Source organism: Pseudomonas sp. JQ170C (assembly GCF_035581345.1).
Classification (GTDB): domain Bacteria; phylum Pseudomonadota; class Gammaproteobacteria; order Pseudomonadales; family Pseudomonadaceae; genus Aquipseudomonas.
Window position 1 is genome coordinate 1,932,737 of sequence record NZ_CP141608.1, and the last position, 17,264, is coordinate 1,950,000.

The 17,264-nt window shown below is 62.3% G+C and carries 19 protein-coding genes (1 of these 19 cut by a window edge); 7 read left to right on the forward strand and 12 right to left on the reverse strand.

The annotated features are described in order from the left end of the window. Nucleotides 1-307: 307 nt before the first annotated feature. Nucleotides 308-778 carry a hypothetical protein gene (locus tag U9R80_RS09095; RefSeq protein WP_301842710.1) on the forward strand — a complete coding sequence of 157 codons (471 nt, stop codon included), beginning with the start codon at nucleotides 308-310 and terminating at the stop codon, nucleotides 776-778. Beyond that, complete coding sequence (locus tag U9R80_RS09100) at nucleotides 775-981, forward strand: hypothetical protein (RefSeq protein ID WP_301842711.1); 207 nt, start codon at nucleotides 775-777, stop codon at nucleotides 979-981. The genes U9R80_RS09095 and U9R80_RS09100 overlap by 4 nt, the downstream gene beginning before the upstream one ends. On the opposite strand, the gene U9R80_RS09105 is transcribed toward U9R80_RS09100, so the two are convergent. From U9R80_RS09105 to U9R80_RS09135, 7 genes are all read right to left on the reverse strand, one after another. Next, nucleotides 978-1,349, reverse strand: a complete 372-nt coding sequence (locus U9R80_RS09105) for a Na+/H+ antiporter subunit G (protein WP_301842712.1) — start codon at nucleotides 1,347-1,349, stop codon at nucleotides 978-980. The genes U9R80_RS09100 and U9R80_RS09105 overlap by 4 nt on opposite strands. Further along, nucleotides 1,346-1,624, reverse strand: a complete 279-nt coding sequence (locus U9R80_RS09110; protein ID WP_028945266.1) for a K+/H+ antiporter subunit F — start codon at nucleotides 1,622-1,624, stop codon at nucleotides 1,346-1,348. Before U9R80_RS09110 ends, U9R80_RS09105 begins: the two co-directional genes overlap by 4 nt. Then, nucleotides 1,621-2,109, reverse strand: a complete 489-nt coding sequence (locus U9R80_RS09115) for a Na+/H+ antiporter subunit E (RefSeq protein WP_301842715.1) — start codon at nucleotides 2,107-2,109, stop codon at nucleotides 1,621-1,623. Before U9R80_RS09115 ends, U9R80_RS09110 begins: the two co-directional genes overlap by 4 nt. Next, complete coding sequence (locus U9R80_RS09120) at nucleotides 2,106-3,788, reverse strand: monovalent cation/H+ antiporter subunit D (protein WP_301842717.1); 1,683 nt, start codon at nucleotides 3,786-3,788, stop codon at nucleotides 2,106-2,108. The genes U9R80_RS09115 and U9R80_RS09120 overlap by 4 nt, the downstream gene beginning before the upstream one ends. Beyond that, on the reverse strand, nucleotides 3,785-4,129 hold the full coding sequence (locus U9R80_RS09125) for a Na+/H+ antiporter subunit C (protein ID WP_274118383.1): 345 nt from the start codon (nucleotides 4,127-4,129) through the stop codon (nucleotides 3,785-3,787). The genes U9R80_RS09120 and U9R80_RS09125 overlap by 4 nt, the downstream gene beginning before the upstream one ends. Beyond that, on the reverse strand, nucleotides 4,129-7,044 hold the full coding sequence (locus U9R80_RS09130) for a monovalent cation/H+ antiporter subunit A (protein WP_301842719.1): 2,916 nt from the start codon (nucleotides 7,042-7,044) through the stop codon (nucleotides 4,129-4,131). Before U9R80_RS09130 ends, U9R80_RS09125 begins: the two co-directional genes overlap by 1 nt. A gap of 149 nt (nucleotides 7,045-7,193) precedes the next feature. After that, complete coding sequence (locus U9R80_RS09135; RefSeq protein WP_301842720.1) at nucleotides 7,194-8,141, reverse strand: DMT family transporter; 948 nt, start codon at nucleotides 8,139-8,141, stop codon at nucleotides 7,194-7,196. An 83-nt stretch (nucleotides 8,142-8,224) separates the two neighbouring features. On the opposite strand from U9R80_RS09135, the gene U9R80_RS09140 reads away from it, so the two are divergent. After that, complete coding sequence (locus tag U9R80_RS09140) at nucleotides 8,225-8,788, forward strand: helix-turn-helix domain-containing protein (protein WP_301842722.1); 564 nt, start codon at nucleotides 8,225-8,227, stop codon at nucleotides 8,786-8,788. A 56-nt stretch (nucleotides 8,789-8,844) separates the two neighbouring features. Here U9R80_RS09140 and U9R80_RS09145 read toward each other — a convergent pair whose 3' ends face one another. Further along, nucleotides 8,845-9,402, reverse strand: a complete 558-nt coding sequence (locus U9R80_RS09145) for a cysteine hydrolase family protein (protein ID WP_301842724.1) — start codon at nucleotides 9,400-9,402, stop codon at nucleotides 8,845-8,847. Between the two features lie 106 nt (nucleotides 9,403-9,508). Between U9R80_RS09145 and U9R80_RS09150 the strand changes: the two genes are divergently transcribed. From U9R80_RS09150 to U9R80_RS09160, 3 genes are all read left to right on the forward strand, one after another. Continuing rightward, nucleotides 9,509-10,489, forward strand: a complete 981-nt coding sequence (locus U9R80_RS09150) for a GlxA family transcriptional regulator (RefSeq protein ID WP_301842725.1) — start codon at nucleotides 9,509-9,511, stop codon at nucleotides 10,487-10,489. A 78-nt stretch (nucleotides 10,490-10,567) separates the two neighbouring features. Further along, nucleotides 10,568-11,992: an FAD/NAD(P)-binding protein gene (locus U9R80_RS09155; RefSeq protein WP_301842727.1), complete on the forward strand. Its 1,425-nt coding sequence runs from the start codon at nucleotides 10,568-10,570 to the stop codon at nucleotides 11,990-11,992. Nucleotides 11,993-12,101: 109 nt separating this feature from the next. Continuing rightward, nucleotides 12,102-12,482: an antibiotic biosynthesis monooxygenase gene (locus tag U9R80_RS09160; protein WP_301842729.1), complete on the forward strand. Its 381-nt coding sequence runs from the start codon at nucleotides 12,102-12,104 to the stop codon at nucleotides 12,480-12,482. On the opposite strand, the gene U9R80_RS09165 is transcribed toward U9R80_RS09160, so the two are convergent. Next, the gene (locus tag U9R80_RS09165; RefSeq protein ID WP_301842730.1) at nucleotides 12,461-13,231 is read right to left on the reverse strand and encodes an alpha/beta hydrolase family protein; all 771 of its coding nucleotides are present in this window, start codon (nucleotides 13,229-13,231) and stop codon (nucleotides 12,461-12,463) included. The two genes, U9R80_RS09160 and U9R80_RS09165, sit on opposite strands and share 22 nt — an antisense overlap. Further along, nucleotides 13,218-14,327: a DUF3182 family protein gene (locus U9R80_RS09170; RefSeq protein WP_301842732.1), complete on the reverse strand. Its 1,110-nt coding sequence runs from the start codon at nucleotides 14,325-14,327 to the stop codon at nucleotides 13,218-13,220. The genes U9R80_RS09165 and U9R80_RS09170 overlap by 14 nt, the downstream gene beginning before the upstream one ends. A 199-nt stretch (nucleotides 14,328-14,526) precedes the next feature. On the opposite strand from U9R80_RS09170, the gene U9R80_RS09175 reads away from it, so the two are divergent. Next, complete coding sequence (locus U9R80_RS09175; protein ID WP_301842733.1) at nucleotides 14,527-16,335, forward strand: aminopeptidase P family protein; 1,809 nt, start codon at nucleotides 14,527-14,529, stop codon at nucleotides 16,333-16,335. Between the two features lie 61 nt (nucleotides 16,336-16,396). Here the strand turns inward: U9R80_RS09175 and U9R80_RS09180 are convergent, their stop codons facing one another. Then, nucleotides 16,397-16,678, reverse strand: coding sequence for a hypothetical protein (locus U9R80_RS09180; protein ID WP_301842735.1), 282 nt, complete (start codon nucleotides 16,676-16,678; stop codon nucleotides 16,397-16,399). A gap of 184 nt (nucleotides 16,679-16,862) precedes the next feature. Beyond that, nucleotides 16,863-17,264 carry the final stretch of a threonine/homoserine exporter RhtA gene (rhtA, locus tag U9R80_RS09185; RefSeq protein WP_301842737.1) on the reverse strand. The gene runs 486 nt beyond the window's last position, so 402 of the gene's 888 nt are visible here — the last part of the coding sequence; the start codon falls outside the window, past its right edge; its stop codon occupies nucleotides 16,863-16,865.

Below are 17,264 nucleotides of genomic sequence, written 5' to 3' on the forward strand. Positions count from 1 at the left end.
CTGTGTATTGCGGATGATTTTCGGCACTCATTCTGTTGAAGAGCCTGCGTTCATCTATCGCATTTTTATTGCGCTAGTGCTGTCAGACATGGCTGTTCCGATTGAGGAAATCTGCTGAACATCCGCCACCAGGTCTGGACTGGCAGAGAAAGGTAATTAATCCCGCTCGCTTGAGCGCCTGTCAGTTCAGACTATTCGTACGCTTAATCCATTAGTCTTTCAGACTTCAAATTGAAGTGCCGGTGCCTTCACGGAACCTTGGTGTCCGTGTGGCGGCGACGTGTAATCGGTTTTGAGGAATTCTTCATTGGCAGTCAGTAATCTGGATACCCATGCCCTGTTTGTACTGGGCGATCTTCGGGCGAAACTGGTCAAACAGTTTCAATCGCGTTTTGTCTATGTCACCGAGCAAAACGCGGAAGGCCTGTACATGGCCGAAATCGATACTGATGTCGCAATGGTGGTCGATGACAAACAACGTCTGGAGCTGAAGGTCGGCGATCATTTTCGCGCCGCCGTATTGCCCAGCCGTGAAGGTGGCAAGCTGGAAGTTCGTTTTCGCGACATCAAGCTGACGGTTTATGGCCTGGGCGACTATGCCTTTGTCTCGGTGCCTGAAGGCGAAGGTATCGTCCTGCGTGAAGGCCAGGGCGTGGTACTGATTTTTGCTGCCCACCAGCAATTGCAGGAAGGCCTGAGCAAAATTCTGAAGGCTGCCACAGGCAAGGCCGCCAAGTGGCGCAAGGGTGAGCTGATCACCTTCAAGGCCAGCGAGTGAGCGTACCGAGCGAGCCCGGTGGGCGCGCCGAGTTTCATGCACGTCACCAGGCCAGGGCGCGAGAGCAGGCCGAGCAATGGTTGGCGCAGCGTCCGCGCCTGCAAGGGGCATGGTTCGATTGGGTCGCTACCCAGCTCTATCAGCTGGGCCCGGCTGAATACGCGGCGATGGTGCGCCGCGAGCTGCAAAAACTGACGGGTTAGGCTTTGGTTGCCCGCTCACGCGTACTGCTGATTTCCCCCGGGACTTTGTCACCTGCCATGCGCTTGCGAAACAGCGCGGCACGGGCCAGCAGCAAGGTGGTTACCGGCACGGTGATTGCCATCAGGATCGGGATCAGCCAGGCGTGCAGCACCGGTGTCTGCTTGAGTGTCGAGAAATACAGGATCGATGCGAGTGCGACACACCAGGTACCCAGGGTCGAGGCGAGGGCAGGCGGGTGCATGCGCTGAAAGAAGTCTTTCAGGCGAATCAGGCCCAGCGCCCCGCTCAGGGCAAACAGACTGCTGAGCAGCAACAATACCGCCACCAGCAACTCGACCCAGAACGGCAACTCGTTCAGGTTGTTCATTCGATTACCTCTCCGCGCAGCAGGAACTTGGCCAAGGCAAACGAGCCGACAAAGCCAAACAACGCGATCAACAGCGCCCCTTCAAAATAGGTATCACTGGCGTAGCGGATGCCCAGCACCAACATCGTCAACATGGCCAGGATATACAGGTAGTCCAGTGCCAGGACGCGGTCCTGGGCGGAAGGGCCGCGAAACAGCCGAAACAGTGTCAGGGCCATGGCCAGGGCAAAAATGAACAGGCTGGCGAGAATGGCGTTGGCAAGCAGGCCAGTCATTCAAAGATCTCCATCAGCGGGCGTTCATAAGTATGTTTGAAGTGCTCGATAAACTGCGCTTCATCGTCCAGGTCGAACACATGCAACAGCAGGACACTGCGATCCAGTGCCAGCTCCGACCAGATGGTGCCCGGGATCACGGTGGTGATCATCGACAGCGCCGCCAGGCCGTGGGCATCGCGCAGTTCCAGTGGTATGTGCACGAAGCGCGAGCGCGGTGGGCAGCGCTTGGCAGTCCAGACACTCTTGGCAACCTGGAGGTTGGAGATCAGCACATCAATGCCGACCCGCACGATCAGGCGCACGACAGTCCAGGGGTGACGGATGCGTGCCGACATGGGCCGCAGCGGTGCCATCAGGATGGGCGCGAAAATGCCCAGCAAGGCACCCAGCAACAGATTGCCAGGGCTCATCGAAACGTTAAGCACCAGCCATAGCAGCCACAGCGACAGCGACAGCAGGGGGGCGGGGAACAGGCGTCTCATGGTTGCACCTGAGTGCTGGTGGCCAGGGTGGTAGGGCCGGGGATCGGACGAGTACCGAATACGGCGCTGATGTATTGCTCAGGGTCCTGCAGGCTGGCGGCGGTGTCCTGGGTGTAGCGCAGCAGGGGCTCGGCACGCACGCTCAGGGCAATGCACAGGCCCAGCAAGACCACGATGGGGATGCATTCAAAGCGACGCAGCAGCGGTGAAGGGCGTTCCTGAGGCGTCCAGAAACGCTGGATGCCGACCCGGGTCAAGGCGATCAATGAGGCCATGCCCGACAGCACCAGCAGCGCTACCAAGGTCCAGCCCTGTACAGAAAGCGCTTGCTCGGGGGCAACGCCCAGGCCTTGGGGGTTGAACAGTGCAGCGATCAGGTTGACCTTGCCGATGAAGCCCGAGAGAGGCGGCATGCCGATGATCAGCAGCGCACACGCGATGAAGCTCAAGCCCAGGAAAGCCATGGTCCAGGGGATCACCTGGCCGATGACGGCCTTTTGTTCGTCATCGAGGTTGATGCCTTTGGGGGGATGCAACGATTCCAGCGGTGAAGGATGGCAATCGTCGTCATCGAGCGGCAGCTCGTTGGCAGAGCGGGAGCGCTCGATCAATTCAGCCAGCAGGAACAGGGTGCACAACGCCAGGGTGGAGCTGACCAGGTAGAACAAGGCACCTGCGGTCAGTGCCACCTGGCCGAAGCCGATGGCCGCCATGAGGGTGCCTGCCGACACCAGTATGCTCAGGCTGGCCATGCGCTCCAGGCGCTGGGCGGCAAGGATCGACACTGCGGCGCAGGCCAGGGTCGCCAGGCCACCATAGATCAACCACTCGCCACCGAAGAAGGCCGAAGCCCCTGCCTGGCCGGAAAACAGCAAGGTCCACAGGCGCAGCACCGTATAGGTGCCCACCTTGGTCATGATCGCGAACAGTGCTGCCACTGGAGCGCTGGCGGCGGAGTAGGCTGGCACCAGCCAGAAGTTCAGCGGCCAGATGCCGGCCTTGGCCAGGAAGGCGATGGCCAGGATCGCCGCACCCGCATGCAGCAGGCCACGATCGGCCTCGGGTACCAGCGGGATTTTCACGGCCAGGTCGGCCATGTTCAGCGTACCGGTGACGCCATAGAGCATGGCCGCGCCGACCAGGAACAGCGATGACGCAAACAGGTTGATGGCAATATAGTGCAGGCCGGCCTTTACCCGTGCCCGGCCCGAACCGTGCAGCAGCAGGCCATAGGACGCCGCCAGCAGCACCTCGAAGAACACGAACAGGTTGAACAGGTCGGCGGTCAGGAAGGCCCCGTACAAGCCCATCAGTTGAATCTGGAACAAGGCGTGGAAGCTGGCCCCGGCACCATCCCAGCGGGCCATGGCGAACAACAGCGCGCTGACCCCGACGATCCCGGTCAATACCAGCATCAGGGCCGAAAGACGGTCGACCACCAGCACGATGCCAAACGGCGCCGGCCAGTTGCCGGGCAAGTAGACACCGATGGAGCTGGCCTGGCCCTGGTCCTGGACCCACAGCAGCAAGGTGATGGAAATCGCCAGTCCCAGCAGGCTGGAGAACAGGTTGAGGCGGGCCTTGAGGGGCCGGCGCTTCTCGCCCAGCAGCAGCATCAATGCCGCCGTCAGCAGCGGCAGCAGGACGGGGGCGATGATCAGTTGATTCATGAAGCTCATTCGTTGGACTCCCGGCCATCGACGTGGTCGGTGCCGGTCAGCCCGCGCGACGCCAGGAGCACCACCAGGAACAGGGCGGTCATGGCGAAGCTGATGACAATGGCGGTGAGCACCAGGGCCTGGGGCAGCGGGTCGGTGTAGTGGAGCAGGTCCTGGGGCACGCCATCCTTGATGATCGGCTCCTTGCCGATAAACAGGCTACCCATGCTGAAGATGAACAGGTTGACGCCATAGGACAGCAGGCACAGGCCCATCACCACCTGGAACGTCCGCGGCCGAAGGATCAGCCAGACCCCGGAGGCGGCAAGCACACCAATGGCGATTGCGATGACTTCTTCCATCAGGCGGCTCCTGTCTGTGTGGCTTTGGGCTGGCTGGCGGGACGGTGTCCACGTACCGACTGGTGCGCCAGGGCAGTGAGGATCAACAGGGTCGAACCGACGACGACGGTGAAGATGCCGACGTCGAAGAACAGCGCGCTGGCGAAATGGATGTCACCCAGAACCGGCAAGTGCAGATGGGCCGTATGGGTAGTCAGGAACGGGTAGCCGAGCAGCATCGCACCGCCACCGGTGAGGGTGGCGCACAGCAGGCCCGTGCCCATCCAGCGCAGCGGCCGCAGGCTCATCTGCGCCTCGACCCACTGGGTACCGGCGACCATGTACTGGAGGATGAAGGCCACCGACATCACCAGGCCGGCGACAAAGCCACCGCCCGGTTGGTTGTGCCCACGCATGAACAAATACATCGATACCACCAGGGCAATCGGCAACAGCAGGCGCACGAGCGCGGCCGGCACCATCATGAAACCCAGTGCGGTATCGGCTGCCTGGCGCGGGTTGACCAGGTCAGTGACCACGTCGGGCGCCAGCAGGCGTTGCTGGGCGGGTAGCTGCATGCTCTCGCGAGGCGGGCGGAAGCGTCGCAACAGGGCGAACACGGCCAGGGCCACGGCCACCAGTACGGTCACCTCGCCCAGGGTGTCGAATCCGCGGAAGTCCACGAGCATGACGTTCACCACGTTGGTGCCGCCACCTTCAGGCAGTGCCCGGCTGAGGTAGAACGACGAGATGATGTTGGGGGTCGGCCGCGTCAGCATTGCGTAGGAGAGCAACGCCATGCCGGCGCCGACCATTACCGCGAGGATCAGGTCGCGCAGGCGCCGCAGGCGTGCGCGCTCCTGGCTGCCAGGCAAGGGCGACACGCCTTCGATACGCCGCGGCAGCCAGCGCAGGCCGAGCAGGATCAAGACAGTGGTGACCACTTCGACCACCAGCTGGGTGAGCGCCAGGTCCGGCGCCGAGAACCAGACAAAGGTGATGCAGGTCATCAAGCCGCAGACACTGACCATGGTCAATGCCGCCAGACGGTGATACTTGGCTTGCCAGGCCGCGCCCAGGGCGCAGGCAATGGCGATCACCCAGAGCATGACGAACACGCCGGAGCCGGGGATCTTCGGGCGATCGCCCCAGGTCAGCCCGCTCTGCAGCATCGGCAGCAGGCCTGCCAGCAGGGCTGCCAGCACCAGCATGAACAGCTGCTTCTGCAGGCGTCGGGTGGTCAGGGTGCGCTCGATGCGCCGCGCCATGCGCATCAGCAGCACCTGGCCGCGCTCGAACAGGCGCTTGCCATTGAAGCGCTCGATCAATGGCGGTTGCGGGAAACGCCCAAGCTTGAGCTGATTGCGCAGTAACAGGTAGAGCAGCACGCCGCCAGTCATGGCAACCAGGCTCATGATCAGGGGGGCGTTCCAACCGTGCCAGATGGCCAGGCTGTACTCCGGCAGTGTTCCACCCACCACCGGCAGGGCGGCTGCGGCCAGCAGTGGCCCTACCGACTGGGCTGGGAACATGCCCACCACCAGGCAGGTCAATACCAGCAATTCGACCGGGGCACGCATCCAGCGCGGAGGCTCGTGAGGGGTGTGGGGCAAGTCGGTGGCCGGCGGGCCGAAGAAAACATCGACGGTAAAGCGCAAGGCATAGGCCACGCTGAAGGTCCCGGCCAGGGTAGCGATTACCGGCAGGGTCGTTTCGATCCAGGCACTGGAGGAGATGAACACGGTTTCGGCGAAGAACATCTCCTTGGACAGGAAGCCGTTCATCAGCGGCACCCCGGCCATGGACGCGCTGGCGACCATGGCCAGGGTCGCGGTGAACGGAATCAGCCGGAACAGGCCGCTCAGGCGGCGAATATCGCGGGTGCCGCTTTCGTGGTCGATGATGCCGGCGGCCATGAACAGCGAGGCTTTGAAGGTGGCGTGGTTGAGGATGTGGAACACCGCTGCGACGGCGGCCAGCGGGCTGTTCAGGCCCAGCAGCAGGGTGATCAGGCCCAGGTGACTGATGGTGGAGTAGGCCAGGAGCCCCTTGAGGTCATTCTGGAACATGGCCGCGAAAGCGCCCAGCAGCAGGGTGCAGGCGCCGGCGCCGCCGACGATCCAGAACCACTCTTCACTGCCGGAGAGTACCGGCCACAGGCGCGCGAGGAGAAACACCCCGGCCTTGACCATGGTTGCAGAGTGCAGATAGGCCGATACCGGTGTCGGCGCCGCCATGGCATGGGGCAGCCAGAAGTGGAAGGGAAACTGTGCGCTTTTCGTCAAGGCGCCGAGGAGAATCAGGGGAAGCAGGATGGGGTACAAGGCGTGGCTGCGAATCTGCTCGCCGGCAGCAAGGACCTTGTCCAGGTCGTAGCTGCCGACCACATGGCCGAGCAGCAGTACCCCCGCCAGCAGGCACAAACCGCCGGCGCCGGTGACCATCAGGGCCATGTAGGCGCCACGACGGGCATCGGCGCGGTGGTGCCAATAGCCGATCAGCAGGAACGAGAACAGGCTGGTCAGTTCCCAGAAAAACACAATCTGGATCAGGTTGCCGGAGATCACCAGGCCGAGCATTGCGCCCATGAAGGCCAGGAAGAAGGCAAAGAAGCGTGGCACCGGGTCTTGCGGTGACATGTAGTAGCGCGCATACAGCGACACCAATGTGCCGATGCCCAGCACCAGCAGGGAGAACAGCCAGGCGAAGCCGTCCATGCGCAGGACCAGGTTCAGGCCCAGGCTGGGCAGCCACAGAAATTCTTCCCGGATCACGCCGCCGTGGGCAATCTGCGGGTACATCAAGGCGACCTGAACGGTGCCGACCAGGGCGACCAGCCCGGCCAGCAGCGACTCGCTGTTACGTGCGTTGTGCGGCAAGACAGCCGCCAGGCAGCTGCCGACAAACGGCAGAAGCAGTAGCACTATCAAGGACATAGATTTCTAATCTGCAGGAGTTTGTAAGGGATCATACGTGGCGCACTGTCGATCACCAACATACAACCGGCGCTAGATCTCCAAAATTAGGGCGTATTAAACGATTTTTTTATAACAGTTTTTTTCAAAGGATAGACCGGTTTTGTCGCCTAGCGTCCTGCTTCCTGCTCATGCCCCGCGCTTTCGAGCGCCGCGGATTCCGGCTCCCGGCGCTTGATTTTCAGCTCACTGACAATCACCGCAATCACGATGAGCAGGCCCCCGACCAGGGCGATGCCCGGCAGGCGTTCGCCGGCAATGCGCCCGACCACGCCGGCCCATACTGGCTCACCGGCGTAGATCAAGGTGGCGCGGGTGGGTGAAACCGATTTCTGCGCCCAGTTCATCGCCACCTGGATCACCGCGCTCATCGCACCCAGCCCCAGGGCGCTGAGCAGCAGTAACCAGGAAAAGTCCGGCAGTGGCTCCTGGGTGGGGACGACCATCATGAACGACAGCACCGAGGCGGTCGCCAGTTGCACCACGGTCACCCTGCGCACATCGACCTTGCCGGCGTAGCGGCTGATCAGAATGATTTCCGCAGCGATGGCCACCGCACTGACCAGGGTGGCAATTTCGCCGGCACTCATGTGCAGCGAGCCACCTTCAGGTCCGGCCAGCAGCATCAGGCCGAAAAAGGCCAGGCCGATCCCGAGGGTAGGCATCAGGCCAGGGCGGCGACCCAGCACCAGCCATTGCAGCAAGGGCACGAACGGTACGTACAGCGCGGTGATGAATGCCGACTGGCTGCTGCTGATGGTTTGCAGTCCATAGGTTTGCAAGCCGTATCCCAGCATGATCGAGACACCGATCAAAATACCGGCCTTGAGCTCGGTCGCAGTGAGCCCCGACAGCGCGCGGGCCGAAACCAGGCCGACGAACAAGGCGGCAAAGGCGAAGCGCAGGCCGACGAAGAACATCGGCCCGCTCACCGTCATGACATTGTGTACCAGCAAGAACGTGCCACCCCAGAGCATGGTGATAAACACCAGGACCAGTTCGGCCTTGCTCAGCCGGAAGGAAACGGAAGGGCGTTCGGTAGTGTTGGTAGGGGTCATGGCCTTGCACACGGAAGAGGAGCGACGCACAATTGCGGCGAAGTGGGCAGTATACTGCGCAAACCCCATCAGTGAGCAATATAGTGCACAAAGATTCCAGCCAGCGCGCCTCAGTGCTGCAACACGTCAGCCAGAACATCCGCCGCCTGCGTCATGCCGCCGAGCTCAGCCAAAGTGCCCTGGCAGAAAAATCCGGGGTCAGTCGACGCATGCTGGTGGCCATCGAGGCGGGCGAGAAGAACGTCAGCCTGACAACGCTGGATCGGATTGCCGAGGCGCTCGATGTTGCCTTCACCGATTTGATCCAGGCCCCAGACAACCGCGACCCGAGCCGAATCAACGAGCTTGCCTGGACCGGCGTTCATCCTGGCAGCAAGGCGGTACTGCTGGCGAGTTCGGTGGCCAGTCGGGAGGTGGAGCTATGGGAGTGGCGCCTTGAGCCAGGCGAGGTCTACCAGTGCGAAGCGGATGCCGATGGCTGGAGCGAGCAGTTGTATGTGTTTGAAGGCTGCCTGACCCTGGCCTTCGAGGATCAGCGTCATCAGCTCCAGACGGGTGATTTCTTCAGTTATGCCAGCAACCGTGTGCACGCGTATCGCAATGAGGGCGACGTTGCCACGCGTTTTGTGCGTAATGTGGTGATTTGATCGCGGGGCAAGCCCGCTCCTACGCGAGCCGTGGGAGCGAGTGTGCCTGGCGATGCTTAAGCCTTGTCGCGCGCCAGATAATCCACTGTTGAAACCACTTGGGCATAACCGAATGCCAGGGCAGCCATATAAGTGGCATGGACCTGGCTGGCCGGTGTGGTCACGCCGTTGAACTCCTGTGCCCGGGTGGCACAGGCGTCATGAATCACTGTGGTGGCGTAGCCGAAGTCGGCGGCGGCCCGGGTGGCGGCATCGATGCACATATGGCTCATGCTGCCGATGACCGTTACCGCATCGGTCTGGTGCTGGTCCAGCAGCGACTTGAGGTTGGTGTCGAGAAAGGCGTTGACCTTGTGCTTGAGCACTACCGGCTCGCTCGGCAGGGCGGCGGCCTTGGGATGGATCTGGGCACCCTCGGAGCCAGGGGTGAAGAAGGGGGCATCGCTGGACTCGAACTCATGACGCACATGCACCACCAGGTCGCCCTTGGCGCGTGCAGCAGCGATCACCTTGCCGGCATTGTCGGCAGCCGTCTCTGCGCCATCCAGGGTCCATTTGCCGCCGGGGAAGTAGTCATTCTGAATATCAATGACGATCAGTGCGTGCTTGCTCATTGCAAAAGCCTCGTAGGGGGAGTGGTTGCGGTGAGGTGATAGTTATAGGCTTGAGCGGTGCGCTTGCGGATTGGCGCGAACGACAATTTGGCGGGAAAAACTGACAATGGCTAAAGGGTGCGACGTTGTGGAGATCGGGGTGTTGGTCTACCCCGGCGCGCAGCTGGCAGCGGTACATGGGCTGACCGATCTGTTTGCCGTGGCCAGTCGACTACGCCAAGACCTGGGCGCCCTGGAACGGCCCGTTTTGCGTGTCACCCACTGGAGCGAGGACGAGGGGCGACCGCTGGCGGTGACCTTCGACAGCCATCCAGGGGGTCCCCATGCGCCCCGTGTGATGATCATTCCACCAAGCCTGACCCAGGCGCCTTCGCCGGAACTGCTCGAGCGTTATTGCCAGGACCTGCGTCAGTGGCACGACAGTGGCGTGTTGCTGGTCTCGGTGTGTGTGGGCGTGTTCTTTATCGCCGCCAGCGGCCTGCTTGATGGACGGGCAGCCACCACCCACTGGAATTTTGCCCAGTCCCTGGCCGAGCGTTTCCCCAAGATCAAGGTAGAAGCCAACCTGCCGCTGCTCGATGACGGCGACATCATCACGTCGGCCGGCCTGATGGCCTGGACCGACCTTGGGCTGAAGCTGATCGAGCGTCATCTCGGAGAGACGCTGGCCGCCGAGACCGCGCGCTTTCTGGCGGTGGAGCGTGTGGCCGGAAGTCAGCGGCCGGGAAGTGTGTTCACGCCGCGTCTGGATCACGGTGACGAAGCGGTGCTCAAGGTCCAGCACTGGCTGCAAAGCAGCGGTGCGCGGGATGTGAACCTTGCCGCGATGGCCGATTGTGCCGGCTTGGAATCACGTACCTTCCTGCGCCGGTTCCGCAACGCCACGGGGTTGAAACCCACCGAATACTGCCAGCAGGTGCGCGTTGGCCGTGCCTGCCGGATGCTCGAGTTCACCAACCGCAGCATCGATCAGATTGCCTGGGGGGTGGGTTACCAGGACCCGGGCGCATTTCGCAAAGTCTTCTTCAAGGTCACCGGCGTTGTTCCCAGCGATTACCGCCGCCAGATGGCAGGTAGTGCTGGCTGATCCTACTTTGGTACCGGTGTGGCTGCTTTTTCCGCTTTCGCCTGCTTATTATTGCCGGCAAACAAGACGGAGAAGCCCATGAGTGCGCCGCTGCAACCCGAACCCTCGCCCGCCGATGTGTTGATCATCGGCGGTGGTCTCAGTGGTGCCCTGCTGGGTGCGCAATTGCTCCGTCAGCCTGGGCGCCGCCGCCTGATCGTCATCGAGCCGCGTCAGGCGCTGGGGCGCGGTGAGGCCTACAGTGCCTCCCAATTGGGTCACACCCTTAACGGCAACGCTGCGCGCATGAGCGTCGACCCGGACAACGCCGACGACCTCACCCAGTGGCTGGAGCAGCACATCGCCGCGGGCGGATGGCCCGAATCCGCCGAGCAGGATGTACCGGTCGCCGAGCTGTTTCCCCCGCGGGGGTTGTTTGGCGTTTATGCGCGCCAGCGCTTGGCCGAAGCCCAGGCGTGGGGGGAGCGGCAGGGCTCCTGCCTTGAGCATGTGCAGGCCGAGGTGGTCGACCTGGAGGTGGCAGCGCAGGGTGTCATTGTCACCTTGGCAGACGGCAGGTCCTTGCAAGGCGCACGTGCGGTGCTGGCCACCGGCATGTTCGCGGCGGCCCGTACGGCGCGGATCGAAGACGATGGCTTCAACGCCGCTGCTGTGGATCCTTGGAATGTAGCCGCCATGGGCAACATCGACCCGGCAGGGCGGGTGCTGATCATAGGCTCCGGCCTGACCATGGTCGATGCATTGGTCTCTCTCGACGTGGCGGGGCATCGTGGGCCCATCGAGGTGTTTTCCCGGCATGGGCTGTTGCCCCAGGTGCGCCGTCAGCCACCGGCCTGGAACGATTTTCTCGCTGCCGATCCCGATGTGCGCAGCCCTTTGCAATTGCTGCGGGCGCTGCGCGCCGAATGCCGCCAGGCACGAGAGCAGGGCATTGACTGGCAGGCACCGCTGGACACGGTGCGGGTGCATATAGCCAGGCTTTGGAGCCAGGCCACTGACCGCCAGCGTCGGCAGTTTGTGCGGCATGTGCGTCCGTGGTGGGAAAGTCGCCACCATCGTTCGCCGCCCCAGGGAGAGGCGCTGTTGCAGCGTCTGCTGCAACAGGGACGCTTGCGGATTCACGCCGCTTCGCTTCAGCGCGTGATACCGGCGCCCGGCGCGTCACCGACCATTGCCGTGCGGTTTCGTGGTCAATCGGCGATCACGGAGATTTCTGGCGCGGCATTGATCAATTCCAGCGGCATCGAATACGACTGGCGGCGAGTGGATAGAGCCTTGCCCAGGCAACTGCTGCAGCGACGTTTGATTCAACCGGGGCCATTGGCCCTCGGGATCGCCGCCGATGCTGGCGGGGCCGTGCAGCATGCCGACGGCCATTTCAGCGATCGCCTGTTTGCATTGGGGCCGCCGCTGCGTGGGATGTGGTGGGAAAGTACCGCCGTAACCGACGTTGCCTTGCAGGCCAAGGCCCTGGCCTTGCGCCTGGCAACCGTTCAGGGCTGATCGGCAATCCAGGCGGGGTTCCGGCAACTATCTCTTGACCTTGAGTTAACTAGAGCTTTTACCCTGCCTGTCGTTGCATCGCGAGTTCAATGGCAGGGAGACAATGCCCATGATGGTTTCAGAGCGTCGCTTGTGTTTTACCCAGATGATTGAGTTCGAGGTCATCCCCGCCTGTCAGCTCGCCCTGGTTCAGGCGTTGGTTGAGCGTAGCGAGCTGTTGGCGTCGAAGCACTCGGGGCTGATGGGCGCCAGCGTCCAGGCCAGCGATGATGGCAGCCGTGTACTGCAGTACCTGCAATGGCAATCACGCAACGCCTGGGAGGCGGCGACCAGCAGCTTCGAGCAGGAGCCGTTCCTGCAGCTGATTCGCCAGCATCAGGCCAAGGGTGTGAACTTCGCCGCCTTCCAGACACTCAGCAGCGTGGTGCGCAGCACCACGGACGGCCTGCATTGCCCGTTGCCGCTGTCTCAGGAGTACCAGGGCGAGTGATGCGGGTAATGGTCGAGTCGGGCACCGATGACCATCTCGCTGATCCAGGCCGTCAGGATAGCGCTGTAGGCTTTCTGGCTGCGGTCACTGGAGAGGGCATGGTCGGCGCCGTCGACGATCCGGTGTGTCAGTGAATGGGCGCTGACGAATGCCGAGCGATAGCTCATGAGTGTGCTGTGCGGCACATAGTCGTCCTGCTCCGATTCGACCAATAGCACATCGCCGGCAAACTCGGCGCAAGCACCCAGTGCACGGTTATCGGCCGGCCCCAAGGGCTGACGGCGGTAATCGGTCAGGCGCTGGCGATCGAGGCCCTGCTTGGGCAGGGTCCAATCATCGTCCCAGTACAGCGCCGGAACGCGCATGGCCAGCCACTTGACGGGGCGCAAGGCGGTCAGCAGGGTTGCCAGATACCCCCCGTAGCTGCTGCCGATGACCGCGATGGCGCTGGTGTCGACGGCAGGATGGCTGACCAGGCGATCGTAGGCGGCCACCAGGTCAGCCAGGTTCTGTTCACGGGTGACGCTCAGGCGCTGACTTTCGGTCTTCTCATGGCCGCGCAAGTCGAAGGTCATGCACACACAGCCCAGGCCCGTGATCTGCTTGGCCCGCGCCAAGTCACGCTGCTGGCTGCCGCCCCAGCCGTGAACGAAGAGGATGCCGGGTATCTTGTCGCCGGGGCTGACGATGGTGCCGGCGATGCTTTCGTCACCGACCCGGATTTCGATCGTCTCACTATGGATGGTCATAGTCGCGGATCCGTGCGTACTTGCAGAGTCTTCCGAGTTCACTGTCGTCCCCCTGATAGAAGATGGTCGCATCGGCGGGCAGCTCTGGCGTGTCGAATGCTTCGTGGGTGGAGGCGCGGATGCGTGTGAGCCCGGGATCGGCGGAAAATGCCTGTAGCGCCAGGACCTCCGCACTGCTGGCGCCGCCAATACGCCAGGATTGCTCAAGTACGCCACTGCGCGGTTTGCCTTGGTCATTCAGGCCGAGCGCGACGTCATAATTGCGGCGTGAAGCCATGAACCCGGGAAGGGTCTGGATGGCTGCCTGCTCGTAGGTTCTGGCTTGGGTGATGGCCAGACGCAGATGATCTTCAAGCGCCAATTGCAGCAAGGTGTCGTAGTCGCCGCGCACCAGGACCAGGTCCGAGCCGCCATAGATCTCCTCGTCGTCGTGGTCGCGTGTCAGTTGCTGGGTGCCGTAGTAGCTGCACAGAATCCCGGCAACCAGGGCCTGGCCGACGCTGAAGGTCTGCACCTGGGTCAGGTTCTCCTCCAGGGTCAGGCCCCAGAGGGCCAGCTCTTGCGGGTCAAGGCCTTGCAAGGCTTGCTCGACCTCCTGCATTGAAGTGACCACCGTTTGGCCTCGTCCCGCCGTGGCGCGTACGGGTTTGATCCGCAGCGGGCCTTCGCGTAGCAACAAGGCCGCCGCCTGGGTCGCGTCCTCCAGGCTGAAGACGGTGTAGCCGCGCAGCAAGGCGTCGCTGGCCTGGCGAGCAAAGTCGTCGGTCCAGCCGAGGGGGAAGCGGGCATTGGCAGGTAACGGATGGGAAATAGCCTTGGTAGCCATGTAAGGACGGCTGACCAGGCCACCGAACAAGTCCGCAGTGGAGCTGATACCCATGGCCCGGTAGTGCGCCGGGTCGATGAGGGTTTCGGTGGGCAGGTAATAGAAGTTGTCGCGTGCCGTGGGCGGCTGGGTGGGGGCCACGACCTGGGTCTGGAGCAACTGCGCCAGCCGCTCGGCAAGTTTGAGGTGCACGCAGTGTTCATGTTCGGGGGTGTGCTCGCGGGTGTCGAGTAGCACAACACCTTGTTTGCGGTCGGTTGAGCGGGGCATGTACGCATCCTCGGCGGCTGGGGGCATGCTGGGCTTTCCCATGAAGGGCTCTAAGAGTTGTGAAGGCTCAAACACCTGGAAGTTCACTGCGAAGGATCGGCGGAGGACAGCATCAAACCCGCTGGACGGTTGCCGGGGATTGAAGGCTGTTCCATTATCGGCGCCTAAAATATCGGATGCCGTGGCGGCAGGAGTCAGCATGAATACTCAGTCTTCAACGCAGGAAGCGGTGAGCACGCGCCTGGCTGCGATTCGCCAGTTGCTTGGCCAGCAAGGCATCTTCGCCTTGCTGGTGCCGTCGGCCGATCCGCACCTTTCCGAGTACCTGCCGGAGTATTGGCAGGGCAGGCAATGGCTCTCCGGCTTCCAGGGCTCGGTGGGGACCTTGGTTGTGACCGCCGATTTTGCCGGGCTTTGGGCCGACAGCCGTTATTGGGAGCAGGCGGAGCGAGAGCTCGCCGGTAGCACCATCGAGCTGATGAAGCTGCGCCCCGGCAGCCCGGGTCCGCTGGACTGGCTGGCTGAGCAGACCCCGGAGGCGGGCGTGGTGGCGGTGGATGGCGCCGTCATGGCGCTGGCGTCGGCGCGTCAGCTTGAAGACCGCCTTGCTGCCCGTCATGCACGCCTGCTGACCGACCAGGATTTGCTCGATCAGGTATGGAGCGACCGTCCTCAACTGCCCAATTGCCCGGTGTACCAGCACTTGCCTCCCGAGGCGACCGTGGCGCGTGGCCAGAAGCTTGCCCAGTTGCGCCAGGCAATGCATGAGCGCGGCGCCGACTGGCACTTTATTGCGACCCTTGACGATATAGCCTGGTTGTTCAATCTGCGCGGCAGTGATGTCCCGTACAACCCGGTGTTCGTGGCCTTCGCGCTGATCAGCCAGGACCAGGCAATCCTGTTCGTTGCGCCCGGCAAGCTCGACGTGCCGCTGCGCGAGGTGCTGGAACTCGACGGTATAGAGGTACGTGATTACGACGCTATTCAGGCTGGGCTGGCCGGAATCCCGGCAGGTAGCGGCTTGCTGGTTGATCCCGCGCGCGTCACGCGTGGTTTGATCGGCCACTTGCAGCCAGCAGTGCGACTGATCGAGGGGCCGAATCCGACCACCTTGGCCAAGTCGCAGAAAAGCACGCAGGACTTGCAGCATATCCGCAGGGCAATGGAGCAGGACGGGGCGGCGCTGTGCGAGTTTTTTGCCTGGCTGGAGTCGACTTTGGGTCGTGAGCCGGTGACTGAATTGACTGTCGATGAGCAGCTCAGTGCCGCCCGTGCCCGCCACCCGGGTTTCGTTTCGCTGAGTTTCTCGACCATCGCGGCCTTTAACGCCAATGGCGCCATGCCGCACTACCGTGCAACCGAAGCGTCACATGCGCGTATCGAGGGTGATGGTCTGCTGCTGATCGACTCGGGTGGGCAGTACCTGGGCGGGACTACGGATATCACCCGCATGGTGCCGGTAGGTACGCCCAGCCTTGCGCAGAAGCAGGACTGCACGCGGGTGCTCAAAGGTGTGATCGCGTTGTCGCGGGCGCGCTTCCCGCGGGGCATTCTTTCGCCGTTGCTCGACGCTATTGCACGCGCGCCGATCTGGGCCGATCAGGTCGATTATGGCCACGGTACCGGGCATGGGGTCGGCTATTTCATGAATGTGCATGAAGGGCCGCAAGTCATTGCGTATCAGGCCAGTGCGGCACCTCAGACGGCGATGCAGGCCGGAATGATCACCTCGATCGAGCCGGGCACCTATCGGCCGGGTCACTGGGGCGTGCGAATCGAGAACCTGGTGTTCAACCGTGAGGTGGGGCGTAGCGAGTTTGGTGATTTCCTTGAGTTTGAAACCCTTACGCTCTGCCCGATTGACACGCGTTGCTTGCTGCCAGAGTTGTTGAGCGAGCAGGAGCGCAGTTGGCTCAATGACTACCACCAGCAGGTACGCGAGCGCCTGGCGCCGTTGCTCGACGGAAACGCCCTGCAGTGGTTGCAGGTGCGTACCCAGGCCCTCTGAGCATGGGTGTGTTCTGAAAATGAAAACGGCAGCCTGGTGGCTGCCGTTTGCGAATAGGGCGTTATTTGCAGATTACGATCATGCTGCGGCTGGTGTAGCCGGCGGGGTTGAGCCCGAAGAGGTAGTCGCCAGGTTCGGCATCGTCTTCACCTGAGCGAGCAATGACTTTGTAGCCTTTTTCGCCGCAGGCCATCGTTGCTTTGCTATAGCACTTGTCCCAGGACGACGACAGGCCTGAGCAGTTGATGTGCAAGCCCTTCTTGCCGTGCTTGACCTCGGTTTTTGCAGTCGCCGCGCACCCAGCAATGGCCAACATAGCCAGGATGAGCAAAATTCGTTTCATTCCCGTCCTTAATACGTGCCGGACCTATCGCCCGGGTCTAATGCCTGTAGCGTCTTCCTGATGCTCCATTGCGTCCGTGTCTTGTCAATTAGATAGCTTCAAGGTTGACGTAAGATGACAGCTTAAAGGCGCAGGCGGCGCGGCACAACGTTCTGATCTGATTTAAATGCAAATATTTCTCAAATCAGTCTGCGGCGACCAGGGCCGGGGTTTCCTTGCGCATCGACAGGGTGGCACCTACGGATGCGGTAATAATAGCGGCGATGGCCAGCCATTGCGCTGTAGTCAGCACCTCGCCCAGGAACAGTAATCCGGATAGTGCGCCAAAGGCTGGTTCGATACTCATTAAAGTTCCGAAGGTCCTGGCTGGCATGCGCGTAAGGGCAACCATCTCAAGGCTGTAGGGCAAGGCTGTGGACAATATCGCAACCCCCAGGGCGATTGGCAGTAGCGCTGGGGTGAGCAGGGCGCTGCCTGCGTGGGCGATGCCGATAGGGGCGACAAAGAGTGCAGCGATCATCACGCCCAGGGCTGCGGTCTGGATGCCGTTCTCGGCACCTGCCTTTTGGCCATAAAGAATGTACAG